10 protein-coding genes are annotated in these 13040 nt (G+C 58.4%); 9 read left to right on the forward strand and 1 reads right to left on the reverse strand.

Features of this window, described 5'->3' with window-relative positions; all coding sequences use genetic code 11:
* Window positions 1-64: 64 nt before the first annotated feature.
* Window positions 65-376 (forward strand): DUF485 domain-containing protein, encoded by a 312-nt coding sequence (locus DK871_RS19685; RefSeq protein WP_003190001.1) that lies wholly within the window; start codon window positions 65-67, stop codon window positions 374-376.
* Window positions 373-2031 carry a cation acetate symporter gene (locus DK871_RS19690; protein ID WP_161906355.1) on the forward strand — a complete coding sequence of 553 codons (1659 nt, stop codon included), beginning with the start codon at window positions 373-375 and terminating at the stop codon, window positions 2029-2031. Before DK871_RS19685 ends, DK871_RS19690 begins: the two co-directional genes overlap by 4 nt.
* Before the next feature lie 179 nt (window positions 2032-2210).
* Here the strand turns inward: DK871_RS19690 and gltA are convergent, their stop codons facing one another.
* On the reverse strand, window positions 2211-3500 hold the full coding sequence (gltA, locus tag DK871_RS19695) for a citrate synthase (RefSeq protein ID WP_034137560.1): 1290 nt from the start codon (window positions 3498-3500) through the stop codon (window positions 2211-2213).
* Window positions 3501-3865: 365 nt separating this feature from the next.
* Between gltA and sdhC the strand changes: the two genes are divergently transcribed.
* The 7 genes from sdhC to lpdA all read left to right on the forward strand — a co-directional run bounded on the left by sdhC (window position 3866) and on the right by lpdA (window position 12989).
* A complete protein-coding gene (gene sdhC / locus DK871_RS19700; protein ID WP_003190005.1) occupies window positions 3866-4240 on the forward strand; it encodes a succinate dehydrogenase, cytochrome b556 subunit in 375 nt (124 codons plus the stop codon).
* Entirely contained in the window at window positions 4234-4602 is a 369-nt protein-coding gene (gene sdhD / locus DK871_RS19705) for a succinate dehydrogenase, hydrophobic membrane anchor protein (RefSeq protein WP_003172805.1), read from the forward strand. Before sdhC ends, sdhD begins: the two co-directional genes overlap by 7 nt.
* Before the next feature lie 3 nt (window positions 4603-4605).
* On the forward strand, window positions 4606-6378 hold the full coding sequence (gene sdhA, locus DK871_RS19710; protein ID WP_010211741.1) for a succinate dehydrogenase flavoprotein subunit: 1773 nt from the start codon (window positions 4606-4608) through the stop codon (window positions 6376-6378).
* An 11-nt stretch (window positions 6379-6389) separates the two neighbouring features.
* Window positions 6390-7094 carry a succinate dehydrogenase iron-sulfur subunit gene (locus tag DK871_RS19715; protein WP_003172807.1) on the forward strand — a complete coding sequence of 235 codons (705 nt, stop codon included), beginning with the start codon at window positions 6390-6392 and terminating at the stop codon, window positions 7092-7094.
* A 262-nt stretch (window positions 7095-7356) separates the two neighbouring features.
* Window positions 7357-10188, forward strand: a complete 2832-nt coding sequence (locus DK871_RS19720; RefSeq protein ID WP_047710424.1) for a 2-oxoglutarate dehydrogenase E1 component — start codon at window positions 7357-7359, stop codon at window positions 10186-10188.
* Window positions 10189-10232: 44 nt separating this feature from the next.
* A complete protein-coding gene (gene odhB / locus DK871_RS19725; protein WP_161906356.1) occupies window positions 10233-11453 on the forward strand; it encodes a 2-oxoglutarate dehydrogenase complex dihydrolipoyllysine-residue succinyltransferase in 1221 nt (406 codons plus the stop codon).
* Window positions 11454-11552: 99 nt separating this feature from the next.
* Entirely contained in the window at window positions 11553-12989 is a 1437-nt protein-coding gene (lpdA, locus tag DK871_RS19730) for a dihydrolipoyl dehydrogenase (RefSeq protein WP_003190010.1), read from the forward strand.
* The last annotated feature ends 51 nt before the right edge of the window (window positions 12990-13040 follow it).

Raw genomic sequence — 13040 nt, forward strand, 5'->3', positions numbered from 1 at the left:
GCGCAGCCGCATACAGTGGATACGTTCCAAAATAATAAAAAGCTGTGCTGCGAGGATAAAAACAATGAACGACAGCATTTACCTCTCGATTCAAAACAGCCCGCGTTTCAAGGAGCTGGTCAGGAAAAGGGAAAGGTTCGCCTGGATTCTCTCGGCGATCATGCTAGGGCTTTACTCCGCTTTCATCCTGTTGATTGCCTACGGGCCACAAGTACTGGGGGCCAAGATCAGCCCCGGTTCCTCGATTACCTGGGGCATTCCCCTGGGCGTCGGGCTGATTGTGTCGGCCTTCATTCTCACCGGCATCTACGTGCGTCGGGCCAACGGCGAATTTGACGACCTGAACAATGCGATTCTCAAGGAGGCTGCGCAATGATCCGGCGTCTATTGGCTCTATTCGGCGCTTCGCTGTTGGCTCCGGCCGTTTGGGCGGCGGACGCATTGACCGGTGAAGTGCACAAGCAACCGCTGAACGTCTCGGCCATTGTGATGTTCGTCGCGTTTGTCGGCGCCACCCTGTGCATCACTTACTGGGCGTCCAAGCGCAACAAGTCGGCAGCGGACTACTATGCGGCGGGCGGTAAGATCACCGGTTTCCAGAACGGTCTGGCGATTGCCGGTGACTACATGTCGGCGGCGTCCTTCCTGGGGATTTCCGCGCTGGTGTTCACCTCCGGCTACGACGGTTTGATCTACTCGATCGGCTTCCTGGTGGGCTGGCCGATCATTCTGTTCCTGATCGCCGAGCGCTTGCGTAACCTGGGCAAATACACCTTTGCCGACGTGGCGTCCTATCGCCTGGGGCAAACCCAGATCCGCAGCCTGTCGGCCTGTGGCTCGCTGGTGGTGGTGGCGTTCTACCTGATCGCGCAGATGGTCGGCGCGGGCAAGCTGATCCAGCTGCTGTTTGGCCTTGATTACCACGTGGCGGTGATCCTGGTGGGTATCCTGATGTGCCTGTACGTGCTGTTCGGCGGCATGCTGGCGACCACCTGGGTGCAGATCATCAAGGCGGTACTGTTGCTGTCCGGTGCCTCGTTCATGGCGCTGATGGTGATGAAGCACGTCAACTTCGACTTCAACATGCTGTTCTCCGAGGCGATCAAGGTTCACCCCAAAGGTGAAGCGATCATGAGCCCCGGCGGCCTGGTGAAAGACCCGATCTCGGCATTCTCCCTGGGCCTGGCACTGATGTTCGGTACCGCTGGCCTGCCGCACATCCTGATGCGCTTCTTCACGGTGAGCGACGCCAAGGAAGCGCGTAAGAGCGTGCTGTACGCAACCGGCTTCATCGGCTACTTCTATATCCTGACCTTCATCATCGGTTTCGGCGCGATCCTGTTGGTCAGCACCAACCCGGCGTTCAAGGACGCAGCGGGCGCCTTGCTCGGCGGCAACAACATGGCGGCGGTGCACCTGGCCAACGCGGTGGGCGGCAGTATCTTCCTGGGCTTCATCTCGGCCGTGGCGTTTGCCACCATCCTGGCGGTGGTTGCAGGCTTGACCCTGGCGGGTGCTTCGGCGGTGTCCCATGACCTGTACGCCAGCGTGATCAAGAAAGGCAAGGCCAACGAGAAGGACGAGATTCGCGTATCGAAGATCACCACCGTAGCCTTGGGTGTATTGGCCATCGGCCTGGGTATCCTGTTCGAAAGCCAGAACATTGCGTTCATGGTCGGCCTGGCGTTCTCCATCGCTGCCAGCTGTAACTTCCCGGTGCTGCTGCTTTCCATGTACTGGAAAAACCTCACCACCCGTGGCGCCATGATTGGCGGCTGGCTGGGCTTGATCAGCGCCGTGGGCCTGATGATCCTCGGCCCGACCATCTGGGTCTCGATCCTGCACCATGAAAAGGCCATCTTCCCGTACGAGTACCCAGCGCTGTTCTCGATGATCATTGCGTTCGTCGGCATCTGGTTCTTCTCCATCACCGACAAGTCGGCGGCGGCAGAGAAAGAGCGCGCGCTGTACTTCCCGCAGTTTGTGCGTTCGCAGACTGGCCTGGGGGCGAGTGGGGCAGTACAGCACTGAAGCAGCTTTAAGCTACAAGCTACAAGCTGCAAGTTAGAAGCAGTGCTGTGTAGAGAGATACCCCTGTAGGGATGCAGGGGTATTTTTTCGCTTGCGTCTTATAGCTTGAAGCTTGCAGCTCACTAAATCCCAGCCAAAAAAAACGGCCTCATCAAGAGGCCGTTTTATTTGGCTGGGATTTAGTGCCGATCTTCCAGCTTGGTGATATCACGCGACTCGTAGCCGGTGTACAACTGGCGCGGGCGGCCAATCTTGTACGGGCTGGAGAGCATTTCTTTCCAGTGGGAGATCCAGCCCACGGTCCGCGCCAGGGCGAAGATCACGGTGAACATGCTGGTTGGAATGCCGATCGCCTTGAGGATGATCCCCGAGTAGAAGTCGACGTTCGGGTACAGCGAGCGTTCGATGAAGTACGGGTCGGTCAGGGCGATCTCTTCCAGGCGCATGGCCAGTTCGAGTTGCGGATCGTTCTTGATGCCCAGTTCCTTCAACACTTCGTCGCAGGTCTGCTTCATGACGGTGGCGCGCGGGTCGCGGTTCTTGTAGACCCGGTGACCGAAGCCCATCAACTTGAACGGATCGTTCTTGTCCTTGGCCTTGGCGATGAAGGTATCGATGTTGGACACATCGCCGATTTCATCGAGCATGGTCAATACGGCTTCGTTCGCACCGCCGTGGGCAGGGCCCCATAGCGCGGCGATACCGGCGGCAATACAGGCGAACGGGTTGGCACCCGAAGAGCCGGCCAGGCGCACGGTAGAGGTGGAAGCGTTCTGCTCGTGGTCGGCGTGGAGGATGAAGATCCGGTCCATGGCCTTGGCGAGCACCGGGCTGATCGGTTTGATCTCGCACGGGGTGTTGAACATCATGTGCAGGAAGTTTTCCGCGTACGTGAGGTCGTTGCGCGGGTACATCATGGGTTGGCCCATGGAGTATTTGTAAACCATTGCGGCCAGGGTGGGCATCTTGGCAACCAGGCGGATCGCGGAAATTTCGCGATGCTGCGGGTTATTGATGTCCAGGGAGTCGTGATAGAAGGCCGACAGGGCGCCTACTACACCGCACATGACGGCCATCGGGTGGGCGTCGCGACGGAAGCCGTTGAAGAAGGTCTTCAACTGCTCGTGAACCATGGTGTGGTTCTTTACGGTGCTGACGAACTGGGCTTTCTGCTCGGCTGTTGGCAATTCGCCATTTAGCAGCAGGTAGCAGGTTTCCAGGTAGTCCGACTTTTCAGCCAGTTGCTCGATCGGGTAGCCGCGATGAAGCAGAATGCCATTATCACCATCGATATAGGTGATCTTCGACTCGCAGGACGCGGTCGACATGAAGCCTGGGTCGAAAGTAAAACGGCCCGTGGCCGTCAGGCCCCGTACGTCGATAACATCGGGACCAACGGTGCCGGTTAAAATGGGCAGCTCGACGGGGGCTGCGCCCTCGATGATCAACTGCGCTTTTTTGTCAGCCATGTGGCCTCCTATTTATGCTTCAAATCATCAGACAGACCCCCCACGCAGGGCCCGCACCACTATATTGATATAAATCCAGATGTCAATTTGCCTAAAGTCTTGCGCCAGAAGGCTTTAACCGGACTTTTTCGTCGAAATTGACTGCCATTTACGCCTTTTATCCCGCCAGCGCAATCAGCTATTAGGGTGAGGTGTGCGCGTTGTCATTAGTAACCTAACTGTCTATACTCGGCCACCGACCGCCAAGGGCTTTTGGGCTTGCTTTCATTGGGGGTCGCACTCCCTGGGTGGTGCTTACCTGACCAGTCGCACTCCCCAACAACTTTGCCCTGATTGTTAGGGGCTCTTCAGTGTGAAAAAAAGCCGTGAATAGCCAACGACCTGTAAACCTAGACCTAAGGACCATCAAACTCCCCATCACCGGCGTTACGTCGTTCCTGCACCGTGTTTCCGGCATCATCCTGTTCCTGGGCTTGGGCATCATGCTTTATGCATTGAGCAAATCCCTGGGTTCCGAGGAAGGATACGCCGAGGTGAAGGCATGCTTGACCAGCCCGCTGGCCAAGTTCGTAGCATGGGGCCTCCTGTCCTCTCTTCTGTATCACCTGGTAGCCGGTGTGCGCCACTTGATCATGGACATGGGCATCGGTGAGACGCTGGAAGGCGGCCGCCTGGGCTCGAAAATCATCATCGCCATTTCCGTGGTGCTGATCGTTCTGGCAGGAGTTTGGATATGGTAACCAGCGTAACGAATCTGTCGCGTTCGGGCCTCTATGACTGGATGGCACAGCGTGTGTCTGCGGTCGTTCTCGCGGCTTATTTCATTTTCCTGATCGGATACCTCGTCGCAAACCCGGGCATCGGCTATGAGCAATGGCACGGCCTGTTTTCCCACAATGCGATGCGAATCTTCAGTCTGCTGGCCCTTGTAGCCCTGGGCGCTCACGCCTGGGTCGGCATGTGGACCATCGCGACTGACTACCTGACGCCGATGGCGCTGGGCAAGTCCGCGACTGCAGTACGTTTCCTCTTCCAGGCAGTATGCGGCGTCGCGATGTTCGCTTACTTCGTCTGGGGTGTGCAGATTCTTTGGGGTATCTGATTCATGGCTAACATTCCAACTATTTCATTCGACGCCATCATTATTGGTGGCGGCGGTGCTGGCATGCGCGCTGCGCTGCAGCTGGCCCAGGGCGGTCACAAGACTGCCGTGATCACCAAGGTGTTCCCGACGCGTTCCCACACCGTATCGGCCCAAGGTGGCATCACCTGCGCCATCGCGTCCGCCGACCCGAACGATGACTGGCGCTGGCACATGTACGATACCGTCAAGGGTTCCGACTATATCGGTGACCAGGACGCTATCGAATACATGTGTCAGGAAGGCCCGGCCGCGGTGTTCGAGCTGGACCACATGGGTCTGCCGTTCTCCCGTACCGAGCAAGGCCGTATCTACCAGCGTCCATTCGGCGGCCAGTCCAAGGATTACGGTAAAGGCGGGCAGGCTGCCCGTACCTGCGCTGCGTCCGACCGTACCGGCCACGCGCTGCTGCACACCCTTTACCAAGGCAACCTGAAAGCCGGTACCACGTTCCTGAACGAGTACTACGCGGTTGACCTGGTCAAGAACGCCCAGGGCGAGTTCGTCGGTGTGATCGCCATCTGCATCGAAACCGGTGAAACCACCTACATCCGCGCCAAGGCAACTGTCCTGGCGACCGGTGGCGCAGGTCGTATCTACGCTTCGACCACCAATGCCCTGATCAACACCGGTGACGGCGTCGGCATGGCCCTGCGTGCTGGCGTACCGGTACAAGACATCGAAATGTGGCAGTTCCACCCGACCGGCATCGCCGGCGCCGGTGTACTGGTGACCGAAGGTTGCCGTGGTGAAGGTGGTTACCTGATCAACAAGCACGGCGAGCGTTTCATGGAGCGTTATGCTCCGAACGCCAAAGACTTGGCCGGTCGTGACGTTGTGGCCCGTTCGATGGTTAAAGAGATCATTGCCGGCAACGGCTGTGGCCCGAATGGCGACCACGTACTGCTCAAGCTCGATCACCTGGGCGAAGAAGTGCTGCACAGCCGCCTGCCTGGTATTTGCGAGCTGTCCAAGACCTTTGCCCACGTTGACCCGGTAGTTGCTCCGGTTCCGGTGGTTCCAACTTGCCACTATATGATGGGCGGCGTGCCGACCAACATTCATGGCCAGGCAATCACCCAGAACGCCGAAGGCGAAGACGAAATCATCCATGGTCTGTTCGCGGTAGGTGAAGTGGCTTGCGTATCGGTTCACGGTGCCAACCGCCTGGGTGGCAACTCGCTGCTCGACCTGGTGGTATTCGGTCGCGCGGCCGGCCTGCACCTGGAAAAGGCGCTGACTGACGGCATCGAATATGATGACGCCACCGACGCCAACATCGAAGCGGCCCTGGCGCGCCTGAACGCTCTGAACGAGCGTACCGATGGCGAAGACGTAGCAACCCTGCGTCGCGAGCTGCAAAGCTGCATGCAGAACTACTTCGGTGTGTTCCGTACCGGCGAATACATGCAGAAGGGTATTGCCCAGCTGGCTGACCTGCGCAAGCGTATCGCCAACGTCAAGATCAACGATAAGAGCCAGGCGTTCAACACTGCTCGTATCGAAGCCCTTGAACTGCAAAACCTGCTGGAAGTGGCTGAAGCGACGGCGATCGCCGCCGAGGTTCGTAAAGAATCCCGTGGTGCTCACGCTCGTGAAGACTTTGAAGATCGCGACGACGAAAACTGGTTGTGCCACACCCTGTACTTCCCGGGTGACAAGCGCGTAACCAAGCGTGCCGTGAACTTCTCGCCGAAGACGGTGCCGACGTTTGAACCGAAGATTCGGACTTACTAAGGGTGGCTGCCATGTTGAAAGTCAGTGTTTATCGCTACAACCCTGATCAGGACGCTGCGCCGTTCATGCAGGAGTTCCAGGTCGATACCGGTGGTAAAGACCTGATGGTGCTGGATGTACTGGCACTGATCAAAGAGCAGGACGAAGGTTTCTCCTATCGTCGCTCTTGCCGTGAAGGTGTGTGCGGTTCCGACGGCATGAACATCAACGGCAAAAACGGCCTGGCGTGCATCACGCCGCTGTCCGCCGTGGTCAAAGGCAACAAGCTGATCGTTCGTCCACTGCCAGGTTTGCCGGTTATCCGTGACCTGGTCGTCGATATGAGCATCTTCTACAAGCAATACGAGAAAGTTAAGCCGTTCCTGCAGAACGACACGCCGGCTCCGGCCATCGAGCGTCTGCAGTCCCCGGAAGAGCGTGAAAAGCTCGATGGCCTGTACGAGTGCATCCTGTGCGCTTGCTGCTCGACATCCTGCCCGTCCTTCTGGTGGAACCCGGACAAGTTCCTGGGTCCAGCTGCGCTGCTGCAAGCTTACCGCTTCCTGGCAGACAGCCGTGATACCAAGACGTCCGAGCGTCTGGCTTCGCTGGATGACCCGTTCAGCGTATTCCGCTGCCGCGGGATCATGAACTGCGTCAACGTATGTCCTAAAGGCCTGAACCCGACTAAGGCCATTGGTCACATCCGTAACATGCTGCTGCAGAGCGGCGTGTAACTGACGTTGTAGTAAAAGCAGGACCGTTGTGCCCGTAAATGCTGCGGCGCAGGCTTCAACCGGCGCCGTAGTTTTAACTTGAGCAGCGACTTACAAAGCCGCGGCTCTTATTTTGAAGAAATGAGACAAGCAGGGGCATTCGGGTTGGTACCCGAACTATCAGCGTGATCCTAAGTGGCTTGTTTTGGTCGCTGCACTTGGCCTTTTGCAAGCAAACTCGGTGTTTTCGCCGGTGGTGTCCCCAAATCGAGGGTGACCAAGCATGCAAGAAAGCGTGATGCAGCGCATGTGGAACAGCGGCTATCTTTCAGGTGGTAACGCTGCCTATGTGGAAGAGCTTTATGAGCTCTACCTGCACGACCCTAACGCTGTGCCAGAAGAATGGCGCACCAAATTTCAGACGTTGTCTTCAGACGGCAACGCTGCCACCGATGTATCGCACGCAACAATTCGCGATCAGTTCGTGCTGCTGGCAAAGAACCAGCGCCGCGCCCAACCGGTTTCCGCCGGCAGCGTGAGCAGTGAGCACGAGAAGAAGCAAGTTGAAGTACTGCGACTGATCCAGGCCTACCGTATGCGTGGCCACCAGGCAGCCCAGCTTGACCCGCTGGGGCTGTGGCAGCGTCCTGCACCTGCAGACCTGTCGATCAATCATTACGGCTTGACCAATGCCGATCTTGATACGACCTTCCGTGCCGGCGACCTGTTCATCGGCAAAGAGGAAGCGAGCCTACGCGAAATTCACGAAGCGTTGCAGCAGACATATTGCCGCACCATCGGCGCTGAATTCACGCACATCACCGATTCCGAGCAGCGCCACTGGTTCCAGCACCGCCTGGAAGGCGTGCGTGGCCGTCCGGTATTGTCCGCCGATGTGCGCGGCCACCTGCTGGAGCGCGTGACCGCGGCCGAAGGTCTCGAGAAATACCTGGGCACCAAATACCCAGGCACCAAGCGTTTCGGCCTGGAAGGCGGCGAAAGCCTGATTCCGATGCTCGACGAGCTGATCCAGCGTTCCGGTTCCTATGGCACCAAGGAAATCGTGATCGGCATGGCTCACCGTGGTCGCCTGAACGTGTTGGTCAACACCTTCGGCAAGAACCCGCGTGAGCTGTTCGACGAGTTCGAAGGCAAGAAGAAGGTCGAACTGGGTTCCGGTGACGTTAAATACCACCAGGGCTTCTCGTCCAACGTGATGACCACCGGCGGTGAAGTTCACCTGGCCATGGCATTCAACCCCTCCCACCTGGAAATCGTTTCGCCAGTGGTCGAGGGTTCGGTGCGTGCTCGCCAGGATCGTCGTAACGACGCCACCGGTGAGAAAGTGCTGCCGATTTCCATCCACGGTGACGCGGCATTCGCCGGTCAAGGCGTGGTCCTGGAAACGTTCCAGATGTCGCAGACTCGCGGCTTCAAGACCGGCGGTACTGTTCACATCGTTATCAACAACCAGGTGGGTTTCACCATCAGCAACCCGTTGGATGCGCGCTCTACCGAGTACGCTACCGACGTTGCCAAGATGATCCAGGCGCCGATCCTCCATGTGAATGGCGATGATCCGGAAGCCGTGCTGTTCGTGACCCAATTGGCTGTCGACTACCGCATGCAGTTCAAGCGTGACGTGGTAATCGACCTGGTTTGCTACCGCCGTCGCGGTCACAACGAAGCGGACGAGCCAAGCGGCACCCAGCCGTTGATGTACCAGCAGATCACCAAGCAGCGCACCACCCGTGAGCTGTACGCCGAAAGCCTGATCAAGGCCGGCGTGGTTGACGATGCGCGTGTTCAGGCGAAAGTCGACGAATACCGCAACGCGCTGGACAACGGCCTGCATGTAGTGAAAAGCCTGGTCAAGGAACCGAACAAAGAGCTGTTCGTTGACTGGCGCCCGTACCTGGGTCACACCTGGACTGCACGTCACGATACCTCGTTCGATTTGAAGACGTTGCAGGAACTGTCCGCCAAGCTGCTGGAAATTCCCGAAGGCTTCGTCGTACAGCGCCAGGTTGCGAAGATCTACGAAGACCGTCAGAAGATGCAAGCCGGCGGCCTGCCGATCAACTGGGGTTACGCCGAAACCATGGCGTACGCGACCCTGGCGTTCGAAGGTCACCCGATCCGCATGACCGGCCAGGACATCGGCCGCGGTACGTTCTCGCACCGTCATGCTGTATTGCACAACCAGAAAGACGCGGGCACCTACATCCCGTTGCAGAACCTGTACGAAGGCCAGCCGCGTTTCGACCTGTACGATTCGTTCCTGTCCGAAGAAGCCGTACTGGCGTTCGAATACGGTTACTCGACCACCACGCCGAACGCGCTGGTGATCTGGGAAGCCCAGTTCGGCGACTTCGCCAACGGTGCCCAAGTGGTGATCGACCAGTTCATCACCAGCGGCGAGCACAAGTGGGGCCGTCTGTGCGGTCTGACCATGCTGCTGCCACACGGTTATGAAGGTCAGGGGCCAGAGCACTCCTCGGCCCGTCTGGAGCGTTACCTGCAACTGTGCGCCGAGCACAACATCCAGGTGTGCGTGCCGACGACCCCGGCCCAGATCTACCACTTGCTGCGTCGCCAGGTGATCCGTCCGCTGCGCAAGCCGCTGGTGGTGCTGACGCCGAAGTCGCTGTTGCGTCACAAGCTGGCCGTTTCGACCCTGGAAGATCTGGCCCAAGGTTCGTTCCAGACCGTGATTCCAGAGATCGACACGCTGGACGCCGCCAAGGTCACTCGCCTGATCCTGTGCAGCGGCAAGGTCTACTACGATCTGCTGGAAAAACGCCGTGCCGAAGGCCGCGAAGACATCGCCATCGTGCGTATCGAGCAGCTTTATCCGTTCCCGGAAGATGACCTCATGGAGATCATCGCGCCTTACACCAACCTCACGAACGTTGTGTGGTGTCAGGAAGAGCCGATGAACCAGGGCGCCTGGTACAGCAGCCAGCATCATCTGCGTCGCAGCATCGGCAACCACAACAAGGCCTTGGTCCTTGAGTACGCCGGTCGTGATGCTTCTGCTGCACCTGCCTGTGGTTATGCGTCGATGCACGCCGAGCAGCAGGAAAAACTGCTGCAAGATGCTTTCACTGTTTAACGCCTTCGCGCTGACTGAAACCGAATTTTAAGGACCTACAGATAATGGCTATCGAAATCAAAGCCCCGTCATTCCCGGAATCGGTTGCCGATGGCACCGTTGCCACCTGGCACAAGAAACCAGGCGAGGCCGTCAAGCGTGACGACCTGATCGTCGACATCGAGACCGACAAAGTCGTACTGGAAGTGTTGGCCGAAGCTGACGGCGTGCTGGGCGCGATCGTTGCTGAAGAGGGCGCTACCGTTCTGTCGAACCAGGTACTGGGTTCGATCGAAGAGGGCAGCGCTGCTGCCGCTCCTGCTCCTGCCGCCGCTGCACCGGCTGCTTCTGCCCCTGCTGCACCGGCTGCGGGTGGCGAAGACCCAATCGCTGCACCGGCTGCGCGTCAACTGGCTGAAGAAAACGGCATCAACCTGGCTTCCATCAAGGGCACTGGCAAAGACGGCCGCGTGACCAAGGAAGACGTGGTTGCCGCCGTTGAAGCCAAGAAGAACGCTCCGGCTGCCGCACCTGCCAAGCCAGCCGCGCCTGCTGCCGCTGCGCCTGTGTTTGCCGCTGGCGACCGCACCGAGAAGCGCGTACCGATGACTCGCGTACGTGCCACTGTGGCCAAGCGCCTGGTTGAAGCACAGTCGAACATGGCGATGCTGACCACCTTCAACGAAGTCGACATGACCGAAGTCATGGCCCTGCGTTCGAAGTACAAGGACCTGTTCGAGAAGTCCCACAACGGCGTACGCCTGGGCTTCATGTCGTTCTTCGTGAAAGCGGCCACCGAAGCGCTGAAGCGCTTCCCGGCAGTCAACGCTTCCATCGACGGCGGCGACATCGTTTACCACGGCTATGCGGACATCGGCGTTGCCGTTTCCAGCGACCGTGGCCTGGTAGTTCCAGTACTGCGTAACGCCGAGCTGATGAGCCTGGCCGAAATCGAAGGCGGCATCGCCGGCTTCGGCAAGAAAGCCCGTGACGGCAAGCTGACCATCGACGAGATGACCGGCGGTACCTTCACCATCACCAACGGTGGTACCTTCGGTTCGATGATGTCGACGCCGATCGTCAACCCACCGCAAGCCGCGATCCTGGGCATGCACAACATCATCCAGCGTCCGATGGCCATCAACGGCCAGGTTGTGATCCGCCCAATGATGTACCTGGCACTGTCTTACGATCACCGCCTGATCGACGGTAAAGAAGCCGTGACGTTCCTGGTGACCATCAAGAACCTGCTGGAAGACCCGGCTCGCCTGCTCCTGGACATCTGATAGAAGCAGTTGCATGTTGCGAGCTACAAGCTGTAGGAAAAAGCAGCTTGGCTTGCAACGTGTGGCTAGAAGCTTGTCGCAAATAGAGGATCTATTTTCATGACACAGAAATTTGACGTTGTAGTGATTGGTGCAGGCCCTGGCGGCTATGTTGCCGCCATCAAGGCCGCGCAACTAGGCCTGTCCACTGCTTGCATCGAAAAATACACCGACAAGGAAGGCAAACTGGCGCTGGGCGGCACTTGCCTGAACGTCGGTTGCATTCCGTCCAAGGCGCTGCTGGACAGCTCCTGGAAATTCCACGAAGCCCAAGACGGCTTCGCGATCCACGGCATCAACCATGCTGGCGTGACCATGGACGTGCCAGCCATGGTCGGCCGTAAAGCCAACATCGTCAAAGGCCTGACTTCCGGCGTTGCCACCTTGTTCAAGGCCAACGGCGTGACTTCCATCCAAGGCCACGGCAAGCTGCTGGCCGGCAAGAAAGTTGAAGTCACCAAGCCAGACGGTTCGGTTGAAGTCATCGAAGCCGAAAACGTGATCCTGGCCCCAGGTTCGCGTCCAATCGACATTCCACCTGCACCTGTTGATAACAACGTGATCGTTGATTCGACCGGCGCCCTGGAATTCCAAGCCGTACCTAAGCGCCTGGGCGTGATCGGCGCTGGCGTAATCGGCCTGGAGCTGGGTTCGGTATGGTCGCGTCTGGGCGCTGAAGTCACCGTGCTGGAAGCCCTGGATACGTTCCTGCTGGCTGCCGACACCGCGGTGTCCAAGGAAGCGCTGAAAACCCTGACCAAACAAGGTCTGGACATCAAGCTCGGCGCCCGTGTTACCGGTTCCAAGGTCAACGGCGAAGAAGTCGTTGTGACCTACACCGATAAAGACGGCGAGCAGACCATCACCTTCGACAAGCTGATCGTCGCCGTGGGCCGCCGCCCAGTGACCAACGACCTGCTGGCTTCCGACAGCGGCGTGAACATCGACGAGCGTGGTTTCATCCACGTTGACGATCATTGCGCTACCACCGTGCCTGGCGTCTATGCCATTGGCGACGTGGTTCGTGGCATGATGCTGGCCCACAAGGCTTCCGAAGAGGGCATCATGGTCGTTGAGCGCATCAAGGGTCACAAGACCCAGATGAACTACGACCTGATCCCATCGGTTATCTACACCCACCCGGAAATTGCATGGGTCGGCAAGAACGAACAGCAGTTGAAAGCTGAAGGCGTTGAAGTTAACGTCGGCACCTTCCCGTTTGCCGCTTCTGGCCGTGCCATGGCAGCTAACGACACCGGTGGTTTTGTCAAAGTCATCGCTGATGCCAAGACTGACCGCGTATTGGGCGTCCACGTGATTGGCCCAAGCGCTGCAGAACTGGTTCAGCAAGGCGCAATCGGCATGGAATTCGGCACCAGTGCCGAGGACCTGGGCATGATGGTCTTCTCCCATCCGACCCTGTCCGAAGCGTTGCACGAAGCCGCGTTGGCAGTGAATGGCGGCGCCATCCACATCGCCAACCGCAAGAAGCGCTAAGCGAGATAATAAGAAACCACGGCGGAGTTGCCCGTCGTGAGCCTTGCGCGC

This window comes from Pseudomonas sp. L13 (genome assembly GCF_009935965.1).
GTDB lineage: Bacteria > Pseudomonadota > Gammaproteobacteria > Pseudomonadales > Pseudomonadaceae > Aquipseudomonas > Aquipseudomonas lactis.

Coding starts and splice junctions, on each gene's coding strand:
- DK871_RS19685 (WP_003190001.1), top strand. CDS start 65: ATGAACGACAGCATTTACCTCTCGATTCAAAACAGCCCGCGTTTCAAG.
- DK871_RS19690 (WP_161906355.1), top strand. CDS start 373: ATGATCCGGCGTCTATTGGCTCTATTCGGCGCTTCGCTGTTGGCTCCG.
- gltA (WP_034137560.1), bottom strand. CDS start 3,500: ATGGCTGACAAAAAAGCGCAGTTGATCATCGAGGGCGCAGCCCCCGTC.
- sdhD (WP_003172805.1), top strand. CDS start 4,234: ATGGTAACCAGCGTAACGAATCTGTCGCGTTCGGGCCTCTATGACTGG.
- sdhA (WP_010211741.1), top strand. CDS start 4,606: ATGGCTAACATTCCAACTATTTCATTCGACGCCATCATTATTGGTGGC.
- DK871_RS19715 (WP_003172807.1), top strand. CDS start 6,390: ATGTTGAAAGTCAGTGTTTATCGCTACAACCCTGATCAGGACGCTGCG.
- DK871_RS19720 (WP_047710424.1), top strand. CDS start 7,357: ATGCAAGAAAGCGTGATGCAGCGCATGTGGAACAGCGGCTATCTTTCA.
- odhB (WP_161906356.1), top strand. CDS start 10,233: ATGGCTATCGAAATCAAAGCCCCGTCATTCCCGGAATCGGTTGCCGAT.
- lpdA (WP_003190010.1), top strand. CDS start 11,553: ATGACACAGAAATTTGACGTTGTAGTGATTGGTGCAGGCCCTGGCGGC.